Origin of the sequence: Bacillus sp. 166amftsu (assembly GCF_900107445.1) — a bacterium.
Lineage (GTDB): Bacteria > Bacillota > Bacilli > Bacillales > Bacillaceae_G > Bacillus_A > Bacillus_A arachidis.
The window spans coordinates 169,812-189,215 of record NZ_FNQA01000005.1 but is presented as its reverse complement, the minus strand read 5'-3'; the positions used below and the strand labels follow the sequence as shown (position 1 = coordinate 189,215).

Below are 19,404 nucleotides of genomic sequence, written 5' to 3'. Positions count from 1 at the left end.
ATCAAAAACAGATGAGATCCCCTAGAAAAAAATGGATCCGATTTAATATCGAATCCATTTTTTAAAGATTTAATTTTAAGCGCTTTTATTACAATAATTGATTTATCCAGCATTAATTCTATTTTTTTCATTTTAAAGTGTTATTTCACAAATTTTGTGCAGAAATGCTGAACTGCGTGCGGAACATGTCGGCACCATATTACCAGCACACTAAGCAGAATTGTCTATAAAACTCCTTCAACTTTAAAATGGAGGGATTTTCGTATTGTTTCTTTACTAATATTTTGATGTTTAATAACCTTATTAATCATCGAAAAATATTTATCTGAAAATTCCATTTTTACACTTTTTATAACTTATATATTAACTTATAATAGAATTATACAAAATTTGGAAAGAGGGCAAAAGCTATGGAAATTTCTTATTTGAAAAGTAGAAAAGGCATACTGGCAACAAGCATTGTTTTACTTTGTATTATAGGATTCATTATAGCTGGACTATTATCCCGGCATTCTAAAGAAGATGTTAGAGAAAAAGTACAACAAGCTTTTGAAAAACAAGATGTTGATATTTTCTTATCAGTTTTAGCAAAGGATGCACAATCTTCTCCATTTGCCAAAGATGGCGTAAAATCATTTTTAAAAGAATCAAGTGAGTATAAGCAAATGTATCCACTAATGGTAGATGCTATGGATCTTGAAAAAACTAATGTGGCTCCTAAAGCATTAGAAGCACGAACCAAAGGCGTACTACCATATACAATAGTAAAAGAAGGGAAAAGTTGGTTATTTTTCGATAATTATATTGTTAGACCAGCAAAGGCAAAAATCAACTTAAAAAATATAGATAAAGACGTTGCTTTATCTTTGAATGGAAAGAAAATTGAACCTTCCGTTTTCGATAAACCTTTTTTACCTGGAAATTACGAGCTAGTAGGAATCAAAAAATATAAATGGACAACTGTAACGGATAAAACAACCATACATGTAGGAGGAAACGATCCCGTCGAAAATGTGTCACTTAGTTTAAAAGGAAATGAATTGGACCTATCCAAAGAGTTTATAGGTTCAGAAATTATGTTTAAAGGAAAATCTACTGGTATTAAGGTTGGAGATGAGGAATCCAAAAAATTTGGTCCAATTAACGAGAAAGATGAAAAAGAAATACAATTAAAAGCAAATTTCCCTTGGGCAAAAGATGGAGTTTCGAAAATCAATGATAAACAAAAAACATCTCTATTTAAGGGAGAAAAATATATATTTAAAGTGGATGAAGACAAAGTTAATCAATTTTTCCATGCATTTTTAAAAGAATATGGGGATGCAAGCATCAAACAAAGTATTGAACCCTTCACTACAATAACTGAAAAGTATAAAAATTCAAAAGCGGAATCTTTTGCTTCAGCAGCACGTAATACAGTCTTCGATCCTTGGAAAGGAACTCTTGTAAAATCATATCTAAATAAAGAAGTAGTAAAGATTGTATCAAATGAGAAAGGATACCCTATTTTAGAAATGGAAGGACTAGCAAAATATCATATTCCAGCTGGCAAGTATTCTCCCGAAAAAGATCAATTCTGTAATGTTCAAATTAAAGCATTATATGATACAGATCAGAAAGCTTGGAAAATTAACGAGGGTTCTGTCAATTCAACTTTTACAGAAGAAATCAATAAGAATGAAGAAGAAAAATATATCATTATAAGCGTTCAATAACCTAACAAATTTATTTTCGTTAATTCTCAGCAAAAAAAATCATGTCTAGAATTTAGAATTCTAGACATGATTTTTACATTATAAAGGCTACCACATCTAGGCGAATTATTTTCAAATCGTCTGTTTTAATTGCAAATGTTGAAGTAGATGATGCTTTAACTTTTGCCATGTGTAAATGTATTTGTTATTTATTATTCACGTACGTATCAAACCATAAATGGATATATCCAGCTGTAATACGTTGCGCTTCGATTAAGCGTTTTCCCGTTACCGGCGTTACCTCAGCACGCCACTTATCAGCAGAGTCTTGTGATACAGCAGCTTTTAGGAACCAATTTTTCGTATTACTATTAACAATTGATGGGAAATCAGCTTTTGCAGCAGTAGCTGAAGCATGAACCCACTCTTCTGGATTTACACTTTTCCAATTCCAATAACCATTTCCATCTGTTACCCTATAATTGTCTTTCACCGTATCAACGAAGTTTTCATATTTTGAATGGAAGCCAAATGGATGCGAAATGTTAGTAAAGTTTGCTGCATGCATAGGTTGATTAACATCCCCTAAATAATGAAGTGATAATCCTAAATAGAAGAATGCATTTTTCAGATCTTTATTTTGATAAGCTTCACCAGCTAATTTAAAATATTTCGCTCCTGTTTGCTTTGCCTGTTTAGCAAATGGAATATACGTTTTTCCTGAATCAGGATCATAGAAGTGTGAAGCAAATGTAGAATTATCATAGTATGGGTTTTCATAATCCGCAGAGTAAATACCTTTCTCTAGATCTGTACGCCATTCATTTAATAGAGCTGTCTCATTTTGCTTCACAACAGTCGTATTTTGGTACATAATATCAATGGCTCTGTTTACAATCCATAAATGAGAACTTACACCTTCATTATGTATAGATTCTGCTGACCACTTTAGAGCAATTGGTGGATCTTGGTGGCAATTTTCATGTGCAAACGCCACACTTTGGATAGGAGCTGTTAAAGCAATTACAGAAGCTAAAGCTAAAATTTTTCTTTTCATAAATATTCCTCCATTTGATATATAATTTAAATTTCTTTCATAGGGTCCTCTCTTACCTTACTGAAAGACACATTACACATTAATAAATACGGTTATATAAATGTACTAGATGCTTTATGGTAAAGGTACTAATTCATAACCAGATTGATATGGCGGCGCAGAACTTCCCCATAGTTTATCTTGATTTGAAAATGGTTGCCCTGAAGTCTCTAGCTCAAAATATGATGTAACTCCATACTCAGAATTTTGTGGATCTGCATTGTACCAATCGGTAGGTCTACCCATTTTATCTCTAAGATAATCAGTTTTACCTGTTATTAAATTGATTTCCTTTGAATTTTGTTCCTGAACTGTTAACGTACTTTTTGATTGGTCGCTAAAATAAATCCAGCCGCGATTCCCAGCATTGACATATTTTTTAATTCCTCCTGCCTCAGCATTTGGTCCCCCAATCCACATTGACATGGTAACTGGCGTACTATGTCTTATATATCCATCACTTTCTACCCCATCTGGAGTTTCAAAATTTATAGGTGTACCATAGTACTCATTACCTTTTGTGTCCTTATGAATCTCAGCAGTACCATAATAAGATTTATCTTTATATTGAATTACATAATGCCAACCCGCAAACTTCTCATAAGTTACTCCAAGTTTTTTCTGACCTACACCTGCGAAAGCAGCATGTCGAGGCTTACCATCCCAAATTTTACGTACCATTATATAATCTTTAGATGTCTTGACTGGATCCCCATAAATATCAAGTATACGATTGTCCCCAGCTGCATAAGCAGAATTTGTTGGAAAAACAGTAATAATCAAACTAAATATGAATGCTAAGAATGTAACCATTGGTAGTTTTCTTTTCATAAACATGCCTTAATCCTTTCTTATTTTCAATAATGGTTTTACTATATGCGCGCATCGTCTACCAGTAGATAAGCCTCAGACTATCTAACAAATCTTTCATTTCTCTTTCATAAATGTTACAAAACCCTTTCAAAGGTCTAACCTCTTTACTGATAAAACTAACACGTAAAAAAGGAAACCTGCATGTTCATTAGCTTCATAGATCAGTTATTCAATAATACATATATGAATATGCAATTTTGCATATTTAAATGAATTGATATCAATACAGGTGCTTATGGTAATAAAAGCATAAAAAACGTTATCCTTTCTAATCTAGCCTGTTTAGGAAGGATAACGTTTTTTGTATTTGAGGGCATTACAATCTCTTAAGTTGCGAGGCATGTTGGTGCCTTCTTAGTGGTTTATAACATTATTTTTTTATTAGATCGAAAATGTAATACGATAAATCACCATTAAATGATTTGGGCCTTTTGTCAATTCATTGAACCTATGGAATTACTACAATCAGGTTCTTTACAATCATATAGATCAACAATATCATATCTATGTGGACCTAACAGATTAATAGTTGCTATCTCCATATGCTAGGAGGGAATTAAACTGAACCTAATTTTTTACTTAGATGTAAGAGCCACTAAAACATCTACTGGATAATCAACTGAGTTTTTCACTTTATATTCTGTCGGACTTGTAAGACCCTTAAATTGATCACCAAATTGACCAAAAATATTATCCCAAATACCATTTTGTTCAGACATCCATTTTTGTAATTTTTCTCCTGGAGTAACTGAATATGTTGCTACCTGTTGATATAATGCAGTTCTATATTGATCATATGCATAATCAGTCTTTGGATTAAAGTCAAATGTTTTTGTAACTGTACTTTCTGAATTTAAAGTAACACCATAACCAAAACTTGCAGTTAATGATTGATTTACTTTTGCAACTCCTTCAAGACCTACTTCCATTCCAATTGTATAAGATAACCCTACAGTTACATTATGCGAAATACCACTTGTAACCGCTTTGCTCCAATGATAACCTGAATTTTTATCTACTACATTTGAATCAATCAATTTCCAATTTACTTCTTTCTTCAATTTCGTATCTTCTAAAATTGGATCATTTTTAGGAATTGCTATTGTATATAATACTTCTCCTTTGTTGCCTGTTTTTTCATATTCTTCTCCAACTTTAAGCCAAGTGCCATCAGCTTTTAAAACCTTATGTTTAGAATTAGCATCTATTTTTAATCCATAAACTCTTGCTCCATTACTCTTAGCAACAACATCTACATATACATAATCAATTAACTTTCCATCTTCTGTAGACACATGCCATTCATTAGGAAATTCTTCATAAGGACCTGTAGGAATGTAAGGAAGTTGCGTACCATTTTTAGCAACCTGAGCTGCTGTCATAGGTGCTTTTGGCCCTTGTGAATCTACTACAATTGGAAGATTTCCTACATTCGTAGAAGTATCAGTAGCTGCCGAAGAAAATCCTGGTGCTACAAGTAAAGCTGTACTCAATACAAATGCTGCAGGAATCATTTTTTTTATACGCTTCATACTATCTCTCCTCTTTTTTATTATTTCTACAAGACTACCAAAAAATGAAATTGTACAATTTGCTACTTATACTTTTTACTGAAGAATAAAATAACTTTTGCTACGTTTAGTTTAATTTAAATATCTTTCAATACACTTTCATAGATGTTACAAAAGTCTTTCGGTAATGCTATCTTTTAATAATATTCATTATTCGCTGGAGCTGCTTGACTTGCAGAAGGCTAGATAGATCAACTCATTGCTCCTACAGCTAGCCCTGCCGTGACTTTTTTTAATATTGATTTTATCCTATCTCCCCTCTTCTTCTATAATTTCTACAAGATTACGAAAGATGAAATTATACTGTACATTGCTTATACTTTTACTGCAGGATAAAATAACGTTGGCTATGTAGAAACTTAGAATGCTATTTTTACAAATATGATACTTTTGTGATTCTGGATTACTTCCAAACCAAACTAACTGATCATTCAGATAATTAACTCGACATAATGTTACCTGCAATTTTACCGCACTTTTATTGGTGTAGCCTTCTCCTTTCTTAGTGGTCATACCAATTACACCTTTATTAAAACATTAGATTTTTATTGCGTAAATAGTAGAATTTTGTCGATCATATTCATTAATTTAGTTATTACGTATTAATATGAGTAAAAATATTATACTTCTAAAATGACTGTTTTATTTTATTCTAGTAATTATAATAGTTAGAACTTAATATAACTGATAAAAAAATAACAATTTTAATCCATAAATAAAATTCAATACAATTTAAATGTTATTCATATAATTTAATCACACTCTGTATATCGGTTCCCTTTATTTGGATATGTAAAATTACATCAAAATATAGGTTTAAATAAGGGGTGCTCTTATAAATAACTAGCTGTAAAGAAAGAAAATTTTTTGTTTAGGGTCTACTTCAATCTCTTAAATTGATGTAAATCCATCTACAATCCTATTAATCTAACTGGTGCAATTCTGATGATGTCATAAAAAAACAAAAGAGGATGTAAATAATAATTTACATCCCCTTTTGTAACTCTAATTTTCATTAGAACACTGCATTCTATTATCTTCTTCCAAACAGATTTCTATGAATTCAAATAAACCTTTTGCCTCAACAGAACGTTTTCCCCAATCATGCCAAAAATATAGCACTTGTCCTACTACTCCAGATTCTGATGGATCTGTATCAATGCAAAGATAATCCCCAGCACCATTTTCTGCAATTGGAATCCACTTAGAATTCCAAAGAACAGGTTTAAATTCATTTTCAATATGCGCCTCTAAATCATCTGAATCGAATTCATCCTGTAGAAATGTCCAGTTGTCTATAATTTGAGAAGTTGGGGAAAGGACCAAATTTCTTACAAAAGATTCAACCCCAAGTTCCCAAATTTGTCCGTTATATATCTCGTAAAAACTTTTCATTTCTTTAGGAAGTGTAATACCCAGTGTAGATTCAATTAACTGAAAATCTTCTTCACTTGCACCCGGTTGGAGGTTTAATGTTTTTTGAAAGTTCACTTCAAGGCTTGAACCTCTACTAATTATACGTTTCCATAGTAATTCAGCTGAATTTATCATGTCTTTTCCCCTCCGATTATATTTCAAAAAATTCAATTTAAAACACACACAATTACTATTAATCTAAGGCTTTGAATTATCCCCATAACGAAAATTTAATTAATTGGTATATACTTTTTGAATCCCTTACTTATAGTGCCATCATAGCCATTTTTAGAAAAGAATTTATGTGCTTCTATTCTATTTGTACTACTTAATAAAATAATTCTTGTGGATCCCCTTGCAATTGATAGCTGTTCTACATGTTTTAGCAACTTTTCACCTATCCCATTACCTCGAAAATCTTCATTTACAATTACATACTCTAGAACTGTATATGGTCTAAATTGATATCCAGGATCAAGACAAAAAGTCGTAAATATACTTCCTTTAACTTTACAATCTTCTTCATACACAAATAAGAAATTATTAGAATCATTCTTTATCTGCTCAATTCTTTCTGGTAAAACCCTAATGTTTTTACTATGCGGTGCTAATTTTTTATATAGATTTTCAATTTCATGACTGTCTTTTGGTTCAGCTTCACGAATCATATAATTCCCCCCTCTATTAATACTGATATATCAATGGTTCAATCTATTCTAATATCGCATCTGTTGACTCTATTGTATCCTAAAACAACGCTTTTTTAGTACAATTCAGATAATAATATGGTAAAAAAAGAGAATGGAAGGGGTGGCGTTTTTTTATTACAAGTTAGAACAAAATCTCGTTCTGGGGTAGTTGTATTTCCTTAGCTTGTTGATAGCGATGTGGCGAGACCCCACTTAAGAATACTAAGGGCTGGAATCTTATTGGTTCCTTAAAATGTATATATGGGAAAATAATGTAAAAAAACTATTGTATGTTTAAATTCTTTGTGTTACATTTATGTTACAAAATGATTACCGAATGTAACTTTTGTTACTTCTTGTTTTCTTTTGTTTTCGGTATGTTACGGTTTATGGTTCGTATCCAATCAACTGAGATTATTTAAAACTAAAGAAATAGCAAACTATAAGCTAAAAATAATTTTTCTATGTGTATAAGTGTGTGTGTAGTAAAGAGTCTGAGTTAGAGCTTTATGCCCATTATTAAAAATCCTTTCTGTCTTGAAAGAAGAAGGCTACCAACTATTTAGGAGTTTTTAAGTAATGTTAGTGAATGAAATGTACTTCCTTTCCCACACACAATGTAGTACATATTCTACTTTCGGTCTAATTACTACACAAACTTTTATACATATGAAGTTATTGTTTTAGGAATATATAGGGGGAGAGGGAAAATGAGAAAGTTATTAACACTAATTGGACTTGCGTTTTTAATGCTAGCTGGATGTAGTAATGGAGATTTTGAAAAAGCCATGGATGAGGGGAAGACCGCGCTAACGAATAAAGAATATAAAAATGCCTTATCATCATTTGAACGAGCACTAGATGAGAAAAAAGATGATTCAGATGCAAAAGTGTTTGTAGAACAAACGAAAGCAATGATTGAAGCAGTGAAGCTAAAAGAAGAAACAAAGGTAGAAGAATCAATTAAGTCATTTGAAAAAGTAGAGAACATGAAGAATGGAAGTAATACGCTTATAAAACAAGCAAAGGAAGAACGAACAGCATTACTAGCCATCTTAGAACAAAAAAAGAAGTATAGTGAGCAACTGGTGAAAAGTGAAGAGTTAATAAGTAAGAAAAATTATTCAGAAGCGAAAGAGATTTTAAATAAGCTAGTTTTAGAAACAAAAGATAACAAGAATCTTGCAGAATATAATAAAAAAGCCTCAGGATTAATCACTAAAATTGGTGAAGAAGAAAAAAATACAAAGAGTAAAACAGTAGCAGCAGTGAAGGAACAAAAAACAGATGCAGTAACGAGTCAAAAGGTAGAGGCAGGAAAGAACCAAAAGGTAGAAACAGAGAAGAATCAAAAGGTGGAGACAGGAAAGAACCAAAGGGTAGAAACAGAGAAGAACCAAAAGGTAGAGACAGAGAAGAACCAAAAGGTGGAGACAGAGAAGAACCAAAAGGTGGAGACAGGAAAGAATCACGATGAATTTACTTTTGAGAAAGCTATAGGATATATCAAAAAAGAATATAATGAAGAATACACTTACACTCTTGAGGATACTCAAGTAGAAAATGGAAAGAAATATTATAAAATTAGAGTGCGTACGACATATAAAATAGAAGGCGCAGCTGGATCAGGATTTACTGGGGTATTCAAGGTATTTGAAGATGGTACAATTGTTGAAATGCACTAAATCGATGAAAAGGATACGATGAACCGTATCATAAGTAAATGAAGTTTAAAAATAAATACCTAATCCCTATTACAACGAAGCAATACGATGTAACGGGGGATATGAAACAAAAAAGTAACCCTACAAAAATGTAAGGTTACTTTTTTGGATCTACTATTAATCTGTAGCTTCAATAGTTATAAAGTTCAAATGTATTAAGTATAGGGTCTCACCACACATCCATCAACTTAATAAATTTATAACACCTCAAAACAAAAATTGTGTACATTTTTACCTGGGGATGTCAATTTTCTCATTTTGGAGTCACTTCAAAATACTAGCTTGATAGCGATGTGGCAGTACTCCTTTTATTCCAAAAGACTACTTTTCTTTTTTCCTAAGCGTCAAATATTCCCCACCTACTATTTGTAAATAACCCATTAAATAATCTCCCATACTACATGTGAAGGTTTTTTTATGAAAAGACACCCTATTAAAAAATAAGAAACTTATATTCAAGACTATAAAAACAGTGGATTCTCAAACGTTGCCTGGTGTCAAAAACAGAATCTATCAGTTCATCGGCCATATTACTGGCTGAAAAAAAGTGAAGGGAACAAAAAATAACTCCAAAATCAACTTTTATTGTAGATTTCGGAGTTACTTTACGTTTACTTTTAGAATGTAATAAAAATTTGAAGTGCTTACGCTACACTGCGATACTCTTCTTGTTTTTCTTTTTTCTGATTAGGTGCTTGGATTAAAACTGCGATAATAAATGACACGACACATAATACGCCAATCACCATGAAAGTTGGTTTAAATCCACCTAAAATTGCACCGATAAATGAACCTGCAAGTGCTCCAAAACCAAAGCCTTGGTACACGATTCCGTAGTTTTTACTATGGTGTTTCATACCGAAGAAATCGCCAACAATGGCTGGGAAAATCGTGATATTTCCACCGAAGCAAAACGCTACACTTGCTACACAGACGAAATATATACCATAATTTAAATCAACAAAGCTGAGTACAAAGACTGACATCGCCATAACGACAAACGTACCGGTAACAATTTTTAAACGGCCAATTTTATCTGATAACGGTCCCAGAATGATTCGACCAACTGTATTAAAGATTGCAACCATAGCGACTGCGTTAGCTGCTGTTGTTGCGCTAAGCCCTACAAGTTGAACACCGATATCTTTTACCATGCCAATTAAGTATAAGCCACTCATACATGATGTAAATAACATAATAAATAACAGATATACTTCTTTTGTGCCTAACATTTCTTTTGTTGTATAGTCCTTGCTATTTGTTTCATGTACTGCACCTTGTTCAGCAGCTTGATGGATTAAACAAGCACCAATCACTATCATAGCTGTAACAATTAAGCCCCAGTAAATAAATGCTTGTGATACGCCAACTGAGTCAATCAGCATTGCGTTAATGTATTTAAAAATCAAACTACCTGTACCATATGCAGATACAGAAATACCTGCGATTAAACCTTTACGCTCTGGGAACCACTTAATTAAATTAGATAGTGAAGTGATATATGCTGTACCATCTGCGTAACCTACAACAACTCCTGCTAGTACGTAAAGCATTACTAATGAGGAAGCTTGTGAACTAAGCATTAATCCAATTCCTAATGCTAATCCGGCTATCATAATGAGTTTACGAAGTCCCCATTTCTCTTGCAATTTACTCGCAAACAAAGTTGAGAATGCTAAAGAAAGGCTAGTGATTGAGAAGGTTATAGCAACAGCATTAAGACCCCATCCGTATTTACTCACTAAAGGCTGATTGAATAAGCTCCATGTATATATAGTTCCAAGTCCCATTTGTACAATGACTGTGCCGAGGACAACAAGCCATGGATTAACAGGTGATCGTTTCATGCCATCCCCTCCTCTCTTTTTATTTCAATTCTATTCAATAATCGTCTAACGACGTTTCGTATATCTGTAATACAATGTGTTAAAAAATCGTATACTTTTTTTGCCCTCATTTTTGCCACCTCTTTCTATTTGATGGCTTTATTGTATAGGATGTAAGTAATTGTGTAAGCACTTACAACATAGAACGTCAAATATATGAAATCAGTTACAGAAAAAGCGGGATGAAATACAAAAGCTGCTTGTTACATACGAAGCAGCTTTTTGCATAAGTACGGCTGGGTTTTAGAAATATGACTCACATTTACGAGATTCCCCTAAAATATATTAAAAAAGCAACATTAAAATTTAACACAACCTAACGAAAAAAGACAAGAGTGATTCCCTTGTCTTTTTTAGAAACATATATGTATTAAGATTTATATTTTTTTACTGTACAAGGAATCGTTACAATATATAAATCTATCGCATAGATTGTAACCCAAATACCTTTTCCTTCAGCTTCTAACTTTTTATTTAGTTGCGATAAATGCTCTGAAACTTTTCTTTTTCCCCATCTTCTCGGAAACCATTGAAAAACCTTAGGAACATTATATTTCTTGTTATACCAGACATTCAATCTCCAAAAAGTGAAAAAAAATGAGACAATAATTACAATGCAAAAAATATCAAAATACGAAACTCCTAAAACCATATTATATATTCTTCCTTTTCACTAAAAATTTGATGATTCATTTCTATTTCTAATATTTTGGTCCCATCATCATAAATTGGCTTGATAGACTTTCCATAATTTTCTCCTTTTAAAAAATAACTTATTATTATTAATTATAAAACTTTTTAAGAGAAAAAAATGTATAAATCAAAAAAAAGAAATATTTTAATACTATTATTTATAGCAATAATCTGCGTAACATTATTTATTCAATCCAGAAATAGACATACAAAAACGCCATCCTTTCCTATAATTCTACAGAAAGAATAGCGTATTTTTTCATTTTATGGGTATTTTATTTTGTTAACTTGATAGCGATGGGGCGCTACCCCTATCTGTAATCTTCTTCATATATTTGTACTAGAACCCTTTTTCTTCTTATTATTTAAGTAAGATTTTAGACTATTTCTTGTATGCCTTTAGGTATATCATATAGTTTTTTCATAATTGCATTTATTGCAAGCGTTTTCATTTTTGAGGATTGTTATAATCTACATTTTTTCACAAAACATTTCTTAACATATTTAACTTTAAGCATTGGTAACAAAATCCTTATTGTTTATAGTTTTTAACTATGATTTTTCCCTATTTTCAATATATAGATTCCTAAAATAACAAATCCTAGTCCTACAAACGGGACAGTTGGAAACTTCGTTCCTGTTGATGGCAGGTGATGCTTTTCCTTACTTGCAATATCATTTTCCATTGTGTGCTCTTTACTTTGTATATCATAAGATTGTTTAGTACTTCCATATGTAGCATGCACTTCTTTAATTTCCAGACCACTTGTTATTTTTTGATTCTTTATTTCTATTTCTGCTATCTCGCCAGTTTTTACTTCCATTTTTTTTATTGTAGGATCAAGTACATAACCCTCTGGAGCCTGAATTTCTTTTACAACATATGTACCAGTAGGAAGTTTATTTAATGTAGCAATCCCATTTTCAGTTGTAGTGATTTCTTGTCTAAAATCCCCATGTTCACTTACAACCTCAAACACTGCCCCTTTTAAAGCTTCTCTATTTTCTCCTACCTTCATAATTTTTAACGACCCTAAAAATTCCCATCTTACTACTATATCTGTACTGCTTTTTTCACTCATTCTTGGTAATAAAGCTGTTGTATTCTGAACCCTTTTTTGGCCATCAAAGGTAACTGCTTGTAAGCTCTGCAATTTTGCATTTACCCTTATCTTGAAATTTCCACTTGTTGCGTTTTTGGGAATCATCACTTTAAATTTTTCCTCTATAGAGAATTCATTCTTTTTTTCACCTTGTTCATTTATAATTTTAACTCCTTCTGGTGCGCCCTCCACTTGAACTGAGTATACTCCAGATAATGAATTTGATTGAACTGTATATAAATTTGTTTCAAAAAATTCCCCATTTTGCTCTACAGTTTGTTTTCCAGTAGGTATTACGTTCAAATATATTTCCTGAACTTCAGTACCTTTAGAAGCCTTTTCTACCAAATGTTTTACAAGGTTATATACCTGTTGGTTTTCTGGCTTTGAATCGGCAAATTCAATTTTTTTAGATACAATCCAGATAGCTAGTTGAGTTGCATAGTAGGCTTCCTCTTTTGTAGAAACCCCTAATTCAGCCGGCGTTTTTTGAGGGTATCCATAAAGTAAGACACGATATACTAAATCACTTTCTTTTCCAATTTCAGGAAGGACATCTCCATTAGGTGAATCCAGATCAGGTGATAAACAATATGCAACATCTTTTGATGACGTTCTTAGTAAGTCTGCCTTTATCTTTACTTTATTACCTTTGAATTTAATATAATTCCAGTTCATTTGAAACTTTTCTTGATGTATTACCTCGGCTGCTGCTTGCGGAATAGAAACCCCTAGCAGTATAATGATTAAACTTATAATTCCAAACCATTTTGTTAATATCCTGCGTTTCATTTCATTCCCACCATTCATCAAATTTTTAGGAAAAACCTTACATGCTGATTGTATTTGCTGTAAAAGAATATTAGTTTGATTTTTCAGATATTTATAGGTATAAATAATGCTTGTGTTATAATTTAATATTTTCTTATAATCTTTATCGTTTAATTAGATTTACAATATTTGTTAAAAGTACTACTTACTTAACTAAATGTACGGGCGTAAATATTATTCTATACTATTAAAAACTAATTCGAAAAATCAATTTTCGGAATTTAAATATATGTATTTAAATATAAATAAATTTAACAATCTATCTATTAAATGAATGCTTTTTCTATACAATTTACCTTCACAAAAAACCCGTCTTTGTTTTCGAAAGATTCAGTCACATTTATATTCATTATATTCAGAGAATACATGGCTTGCAATTCTTTTTTTATGTTATGATATTTTGTTTATTGATTCTTGTACAAGAATCAATAAACAAAAGTAAAATAATTTTAATCCTTTATCATTCTTTTAGCTATTTATATACATTCATGGATAGACCGAAAATCATATATACGCATGTGCGTTGTAACTTAAAAGGTTAATACACGGGACAATCAAACTGTTTCAACAGAAACATAAAGGACACTATTTAATGACTGATTTGACAATTTCATTATATAACAAATATTAACAATCAAAGATTTAAATTTTGAGAATTATGTGAATTTATCAAACAAAACAATTAATTGTATTTTTTATCCCTAAAAAATCCCAATCTTTCATTTCACATAAAATCAACATCGATATGATAATAAATTATAAAAAATATATGCATAGATAAATCGAGAAGAATGAGCATTCTTAAAGAGAAACATATATCTATATTCAACAATAATTTATACATACAAACTGAAAGTATATTTATGCCCACCTATAAACTATAAAAACAGACATTTGTTAACTATCTCTATTTTCGTTCATTGTGTTCGTTTGTTTTGTTACCTTTTTATCACCCCTTAACAACAAATAAGACGCTAAACCGATCTCGGTAGCGCCTAACGAAGTAACTATAGAATTAATCATTAATAAGTATATCTGGTCCCTGCCTCAACATATATGCAAAACTAGAAATAAACACTATGCAAAATATAATAACAGAAGGCCACATATTAAAATAAAATCCTTTACCTGCAATTAATCCGTATATGTTTTGGAACAAGAAATTAGCACCTAAGATAATTCCCCCTAATATCGAGCTGACCACAATGCTGATTATATAAAATTTAAATTTCTGAAACATTTTTCCTCTACCCCTTTTCTAAAATTAACTTTATTTAGTCTGTTTTAGAAAATTATACCATTTTATTTTTTTATACCCTTAAATCTAGATACATTTAAGGATATTTTAAGAGAAGGAAGTGTAAGTACTATCTCTTCAAATGTCCATTTGGTTCAATAAAAAAGAGCACTACAATGTGCTCGCCCAATACGATTATAAAAAATGAATGCGTTGTGTCATAATTTTAATATATGCCCGTCTCATTCAATGTTTTACTAGTTTAATGTATAATTTCTATATAACAAAGAAAAAAACACCCGTTTGGGATGCTTTTAAATCCTTTCTATAACATAAACCATTGTCTTTTTTGATGGTGCATGATAAGAGTAACCTTGATTTTTATGAACATACATTTCATATTTACCTATCACTTGAAATCTTTCTGTTTCAGATTCACCGAATTTCGTTACAGAATCGCATAAAATAGTTAATTCTTTTCTATTATTGCATAACAAATTAGAAATTTGTTTTTCAATATATATTCCCCCTACCGCTAATTCTTTCAACATTTCTCCATATTGCATAATTTCTCCACCTCACCAAAGCGACAACTCTAAAGAGGATGGGCGAAGACAAAGAATCTTCCTAGTTTCCATAAACCAGCTGTAGTACCGTCTTTACGCATTAAAATAAACTCAGTTGTAAGTGCATGTTTAGCTCATAATAAAAGCATCCTATTTGGATGCTTATCATGTAAGTATCTAAAGTTATTCATAAATACGGGTAAAAAACATATATGTTACGATACATATTTTTTCGTTTGGGGTAATTCTAAATTCTTAAGTTGATGGGCATGGGAGCGTCAGGATTCTGCGCTTTTACAACGTTAAGCATATTTTTCTAACAATTATCCTAACTAATGTAACCTGATCTCCTTATAAATTCCTTTATTTAAATGTATAATTATATAAAAATTATAACATTTTGAATCGAGGTGACAATTATGAGAAGTTTAGGTTCATTAGTAATCTCTACTATATGTTCAGTAATCCTTATTATTTGGAATGCCTATACCTTCTATAATAAATTCACAGCCGGAAATACATATTTTTGGATTAGTGGCATCATAGGTATAATGTTCCTTCTATTCTTTGTCAGAGACATGCGAGATATCATCAAGAAAAACTATAAAACGTCAACAGATTAGGAGCGAATACACATGCGGAAAAAGGGAGTCATTACAAATATCATTTGGGATTCGTTTCACCTGAAAACATAAGTGGAAATTTGGGAGAACTTTTATATTGCAGGATATTAGAAAGGGAATGCCTATAGACTGATCTATACTGCATTCCCTTATTTTAATTGTATGTCCACTATATTTCTATTCTTCCTTTTCTAAAATTAAAAAACTGACATTCAAATTTCTTGGTTTTCGCCCCTTTCTGGCTCCACGCCATTGTAATGTAAACTCTACATGAAATGTCCAATCTATTAGCTGTTGAAAATCCCCCCCTGTAAACTATAGTAACTTTTGTAAAGAAAACAACTTGGATAAAAACAAGTTGCTTTCTTTTATAGGGTATAACAAAGAAAGAGTGGAAAAACAATACTCAAACATGTAAATCAAATGGAGTAAACCGACCGATAAGACTAAAAATTCAGAAAATTTATTCGCTAAGGGTTTTTGTTTACTCTTTCTTTGTTGTTATGAGTTTAACATGAAAAATAATATAAATCAACAAAAAATCTCAAATTTCTTACAAATTCGACATTTTATTTAAATACAATATATAAAGTGAAACTTTAATCAGTAGGGGTCTTCTTCATCCCCACTGATTATTAGCCCTCACCAATCGTGCTTTTACAGGCCGTTCATGCGGGATAAAAAGCGAGATCTTTAGAATAACAACAAGAAAAGCCACTGAATAAACCTTTTCTTGTTGTTTGAAATTAGCTTTTTTCACCCTTGATATTCCTTATTTAAAAAACATGTTATATTATTTTTTTCTCTTTTCTCCTTCTTCTATATTCCATTCATCACCCCAATATATTGAAACTCTATCTCCTTCTTGCATACTTACCTTTGGCTCTATTGCAGCTTGAATCTCTTCACTTGCATCTTCCGCATTAATCAATCCATCCATATTTTTATTTTTTTGAAGTGCTAAGCTTTCTTTTGGATTATTTGATTTATTAGTAGGCATATTGATCTCTCCTCTTTCATTTAGTAATTACTACGGACCCTGATATTATTTCTAAATTATGAAAGTTTATGCCTATTCTATTGCCAAATTGTTTATATGAAGCTTGTTTACCAAGAGCTTTTCATACTTGATTTATAGGATCATTATTTTCCCAATTAGACATCCAATTTTGTACTCCCGCACCTGGAGCGAATTTGAAAATTAAATACCACGGCGAAACACCTTTTGCTCTTGCATGCAAAAAAAGTGAAAAAGAAGCAACGTGTATTGAACGTTGCTTCTTTCTCATTTTCCCTCTATTCATCTACACACCGCGGAATTTCCAGTATCCAGAAACACCAAACTACCATTATTTTAAACTACGAGAAAGCTCTGTAAAGATAACCCCTAGTGCATAAGCACCTGCATCTGGATAACCTAAGCTTCTTTCACCAACCGTACCAGCGCGGCCCATTCGAGCAACGATTTCTTTTGTATATTCTGCTCCTTTAACAGCAGCCTCTGCTCCTTTTTCAAAAGCAGTCTTAAAGTCTGTACCAGCTGCAGCACTTTCTGACCAAGCGTTTACACAAGGTACAAGCGCATCCACAAGCGTTTTATCTCCTACCTCTGCTCCTCTTCCGAAAGATCGCTCACCAATAGACTGTATCCCTTTAAGTGCAGCCTCCAGCATTTCGGCAAACTCTGCAACTGTTAATTCCACTTTTCCTTCAATCGCCTTACCTGCAGCACGGAAAGCCCCGCCCCAAATGGGACCAGAAGCTCCTCCGCAATGTTCCATAATCACCATAGAGCACGCATCAAGGAAAGTCCCAATATTTAAATATTCTTGATCTAAAATCGAGCTCCATTCACGCTTTAATTGTTTAAATCCTTTCGCGACACTCATTCCAAAGTCACCATCGCCTGCATGCGTATCTAATTCGCAGAATGGTACTTCGTTCTTAATAATAACCTCGCTCATTTTATCTACAAGATAAATCATATTATTTAATGTAAGTACCTCATCCTTGATAATAGCGTGTTCTTCCGCTGTTTCCATCTCAAAGAAAACTGGCTTCTCTTCTACATCGCTGTTAATATCAATGTATTCCACACTCTCAATTGGCCCATCTACCTTAAACGCAGGTGTATTACATTCTTTCGATAGTAATGTTTTCAGCTCATCATCTAGTTTCATTACAGTTAGAGAAACCCCAGCCATATCAATACTTGTCATGTAATTGCCGACAAACGTTCTATTAATTCTTATATTTCTTTTACTTAACTCTCTCGTAACGGCATTGTTAAATAGATACAGTTCTTGAAGCGGTGTACCGCCGAAACCATTTACTAAAACAGCAATTTCAGCATTGTCTTCTAGCCCTAAATCCTTCACAAGGTCATTTGTCATGCGTAAAGCTAGTTCGTCTGCAGTCGCAATTTTTTCACGTTTTCTACCTGGCTCTCCATGAATACCAACACCATATTCCATCTCATCTTCACCCAGTTTAAAAGTAGGCGATCCACTGGCAGGAACCGTACAAGAAGTTAATGCGAGACCAATTGTACGAACATTCGCCGCTGCTTTTTCTGCTACAGCTTTCACCTGCATTAAATCCATACCTTCTTCCGCTGCGGCACCAGCTATTTTGTGTACTAACAAAACCCCCGCAACGCCGCGGCGCCCTACTGTATACAGACTATCTTCTACTGCGATATCATCATCTACACGGACATATTCAACTTGAATGCCGTCTTCAGTAGCTAAGTGAGCACCATTTTTAAAATTCATGATATCTCCACTGTAATTCTTAATAATAAGAAGCGTACCTTTTTTGCTAGCTGTTGCTTTAATCGCTTGATATACTTGAATTTGTGAAGGAGACGCAAACACATCTCCGCATACTGCCGCATCTAGCATTCCTTTTCCGACTAACCCCGCATGCGCTGGTTCGTGTCCACTACCGCCACCACTAATTAAAGTGACCTTATTTTCGTTCATTTCTTTCTTCTTAATTACCTTGTACTTCTTTAGCAACTCCAGTTCTGGATGAGCTATAACCATTCCATTGCACATCTCCATAACGAGAGTTTCAGGTTGATTTATAATTTTTTTCATTTCTTATTTCTCCTCTACACGTTTTGTTACATTCTTTATATGCCTATTCGTATCCACACTTCCACCTAGCTGACATGACACATGCCCTTCTGAATTATGATATATTTAAAAGCATATTCTCACTAACTATAGTAAGATGAAAGCGTTTTATAGTAAACGGACAAAATGAACGATTTGTCTAAAGACATCGACTTCATTAGTAGATAGGATTAGCCTCAAATGTGGACTTATAAATACATCTGAGGCTTTTTGTATTATGTTCAAAATCGATTTCATTCCTGTTTGTTTATATATTTGGTGT

At 32.4% G+C, this 19,404-nt stretch carries 16 protein-coding genes; 3 read left to right on the top strand and 13 right to left on the bottom strand.

Features of this window, described 5'->3' with window-relative positions; genetic code table 11:
- Positions 1 to 410 precede the first annotated feature (410 nt).
- Positions 411 to 1,715, top strand: coding sequence for a zinc ribbon domain-containing protein (locus tag BLV40_RS15635; RefSeq protein WP_090691554.1), 1,305 nt, complete (start codon positions 411 to 413; stop codon positions 1,713 to 1,715).
- A 184-nt stretch (positions 1,716 to 1,899) separates the two neighbouring features.
- On the opposite strand, the gene BLV40_RS15630 is transcribed toward BLV40_RS15635, so the two are convergent.
- From BLV40_RS15630 to BLV40_RS15605, 5 genes are all read right to left on the bottom strand, one after another.
- Positions 1,900 to 2,751: a phospholipase C gene (locus tag BLV40_RS15630; RefSeq protein ID WP_090691552.1), complete on the bottom strand. Its 852-nt coding sequence runs from the start codon at positions 2,749 to 2,751 to the stop codon at positions 1,900 to 1,902.
- Between the two features lie 114 nt (positions 2,752 to 2,865).
- Complete coding sequence (locus BLV40_RS15625) at positions 2,866 to 3,627, bottom strand: hypothetical protein (RefSeq protein WP_090691551.1); 762 nt, start codon at positions 3,625 to 3,627, stop codon at positions 2,866 to 2,868.
- A 611-nt stretch (positions 3,628 to 4,238) separates the two neighbouring features.
- Complete coding sequence (locus BLV40_RS15620; RefSeq protein ID WP_090691548.1) at positions 4,239 to 5,195, bottom strand: hypothetical protein; 957 nt, start codon at positions 5,193 to 5,195, stop codon at positions 4,239 to 4,241.
- Positions 5,196 to 6,239: 1,044 nt separating this feature from the next.
- On the bottom strand, positions 6,240 to 6,785 hold the full coding sequence (locus BLV40_RS15610; protein ID WP_090691543.1) for an SMI1/KNR4 family protein: 546 nt from the start codon (positions 6,783 to 6,785) through the stop codon (positions 6,240 to 6,242).
- 95 nt (positions 6,786 to 6,880) lie between these two features.
- Entirely contained in the window at positions 6,881 to 7,318 is a 438-nt protein-coding gene (locus BLV40_RS15605; RefSeq protein WP_090691542.1) for a GNAT family N-acetyltransferase, read from the bottom strand.
- A 731-nt stretch (positions 7,319 to 8,049) separates the two neighbouring features.
- On the opposite strand from BLV40_RS15605, the gene BLV40_RS15600 reads away from it, so the two are divergent.
- Positions 8,050 to 9,024, top strand: a complete 975-nt coding sequence (locus BLV40_RS15600) for a hypothetical protein (RefSeq protein ID WP_090691541.1) — start codon at positions 8,050 to 8,052, stop codon at positions 9,022 to 9,024.
- A 683-nt stretch (positions 9,025 to 9,707) separates the two neighbouring features.
- On the opposite strand, the gene BLV40_RS15590 is transcribed toward BLV40_RS15600, so the two are convergent.
- The 5 genes from BLV40_RS15590 to BLV40_RS15570 form a co-directional block, all read right to left on the bottom strand.
- Positions 9,708 to 10,910, bottom strand: a complete 1,203-nt coding sequence (locus BLV40_RS15590) for an L-lactate MFS transporter (RefSeq protein WP_090691540.1) — start codon at positions 10,908 to 10,910, stop codon at positions 9,708 to 9,710.
- 409 nt (positions 10,911 to 11,319) lie between these two features.
- Positions 11,320 to 11,601, bottom strand: a complete 282-nt coding sequence (locus BLV40_RS15585) for a hypothetical protein (protein WP_026590619.1) — start codon at positions 11,599 to 11,601, stop codon at positions 11,320 to 11,322.
- Positions 11,602 to 12,190: 589 nt separating this feature from the next.
- Positions 12,191 to 13,537, bottom strand: coding sequence for a SpaA isopeptide-forming pilin-related protein (locus BLV40_RS15580; RefSeq protein WP_090691539.1), 1,347 nt, complete (start codon positions 13,535 to 13,537; stop codon positions 12,191 to 12,193).
- A gap of 1,054 nt (positions 13,538 to 14,591) precedes the next feature.
- Positions 14,592 to 14,816: a hypothetical protein gene (locus BLV40_RS15575; protein ID WP_026590622.1), complete on the bottom strand. Its 225-nt coding sequence runs from the start codon at positions 14,814 to 14,816 to the stop codon at positions 14,592 to 14,594.
- Positions 14,817 to 15,127: 311 nt separating this feature from the next.
- Positions 15,128 to 15,379, bottom strand: a complete 252-nt coding sequence (locus BLV40_RS15570; RefSeq protein ID WP_026590623.1) for a hypothetical protein — start codon at positions 15,377 to 15,379, stop codon at positions 15,128 to 15,130.
- A gap of 419 nt (positions 15,380 to 15,798) precedes the next feature.
- Here BLV40_RS15570 and BLV40_RS29380 point away from each other — a divergent pair, with 419 nt between their 5' ends.
- Entirely contained in the window at positions 15,799 to 16,002 is a 204-nt protein-coding gene (locus BLV40_RS29380) for a hypothetical protein (RefSeq protein WP_081810959.1), read from the top strand.
- 793 nt (positions 16,003 to 16,795) lie between these two features.
- Here BLV40_RS29380 and BLV40_RS15560 read toward each other — a convergent pair.
- The 3 genes from BLV40_RS15560 to dhaK all read right to left on the bottom strand — a co-directional run bounded on the left by BLV40_RS15560 (position 16,796) and on the right by dhaK (position 19,103).
- Entirely contained in the window at positions 16,796 to 17,002 is a 207-nt protein-coding gene (locus BLV40_RS15560) for a hypothetical protein (protein ID WP_090691538.1), read from the bottom strand.
- A gap of 121 nt (positions 17,003 to 17,123) precedes the next feature.
- Positions 17,124 to 17,306 (bottom strand): hypothetical protein, encoded by a 183-nt coding sequence (locus BLV40_RS28660; protein WP_211482125.1) that lies wholly within the window; start codon positions 17,304 to 17,306, stop codon positions 17,124 to 17,126.
- A 45-nt stretch (positions 17,307 to 17,351) separates the two neighbouring features.
- Entirely contained in the window at positions 17,352 to 19,103 is a 1,752-nt protein-coding gene (dhaK, locus tag BLV40_RS15555) for a dihydroxyacetone kinase subunit DhaK (protein WP_090691535.1), read from the bottom strand.
- Between the last annotated feature and the right edge of the window lie 301 nt (positions 19,104 to 19,404).

Bases quoted from the DNA above. Each gene is read 5' to 3' on its own strand.
- BLV40_RS15590 (WP_090691540.1), bottom strand. From the start codon at position 10,910: ATGAAACGATCACCTGTTAATCCATGGCTTGTTGTCCTCGGCACAGTC.
- BLV40_RS15560 (WP_090691538.1), bottom strand. From the start codon at position 17,002: ATGCCTACTAATAAATCAAATAATCCAAAAGAAAGCTTAGCACTTCAA.
- BLV40_RS15630 (WP_090691552.1), bottom strand. From the start codon at position 2,751: ATGAAAAGAAAAATTTTAGCTTTAGCTTCTGTAATTGCTTTAACAGCT.
- BLV40_RS15575 (WP_026590622.1), bottom strand. From the start codon at position 14,816: ATGTTTCAGAAATTTAAATTTTATATAATCAGCATTGTGGTCAGCTCG.
- BLV40_RS15625 (WP_090691551.1), bottom strand. From the start codon at position 3,627: ATGTTTATGAAAAGAAAACTACCAATGGTTACATTCTTAGCATTCATA.
- BLV40_RS15570 (WP_026590623.1), bottom strand. From the start codon at position 15,379: ATGCAATATGGAGAAATGTTGAAAGAATTAGCGGTAGGGGGAATATAT.
- BLV40_RS29380 (WP_081810959.1), top strand. From the start codon at position 15,799: ATGAGAAGTTTAGGTTCATTAGTAATCTCTACTATATGTTCAGTAATC.
- BLV40_RS28660 (WP_211482125.1), bottom strand. From the start codon at position 17,306: ATGAATAGAGGGAAAATGAGAAAGAAGCAACGTTCAATACACGTTGCT.
- BLV40_RS15605 (WP_090691542.1), bottom strand. From the start codon at position 7,318: ATGATTCGTGAAGCTGAACCAAAAGACAGTCATGAAATTGAAAATCTA.
- BLV40_RS15610 (WP_090691543.1), bottom strand. From the start codon at position 6,785: ATGATAAATTCAGCTGAATTACTATGGAAACGTATAATTAGTAGAGGT.
- dhaK (WP_090691535.1), bottom strand. From the start codon at position 19,103: ATGAAAAAAATTATAAATCAACCTGAAACTCTCGTTATGGAGATGTGC.
- BLV40_RS15580 (WP_090691539.1), bottom strand. From the start codon at position 13,537: ATGAAACGCAGGATATTAACAAAATGGTTTGGAATTATAAGTTTAATC.
- BLV40_RS15620 (WP_090691548.1), bottom strand. From the start codon at position 5,195: ATGAAGCGTATAAAAAAAATGATTCCTGCAGCATTTGTATTGAGTACA.
- BLV40_RS15600 (WP_090691541.1), top strand. From the start codon at position 8,050: ATGAGAAAGTTATTAACACTAATTGGACTTGCGTTTTTAATGCTAGCT.
- BLV40_RS15635 (WP_090691554.1), top strand. From the start codon at position 411: ATGGAAATTTCTTATTTGAAAAGTAGAAAAGGCATACTGGCAACAAGC.
- BLV40_RS15585 (WP_026590619.1), bottom strand. From the start codon at position 11,601: ATGGTTTTAGGAGTTTCGTATTTTGATATTTTTTGCATTGTAATTATT.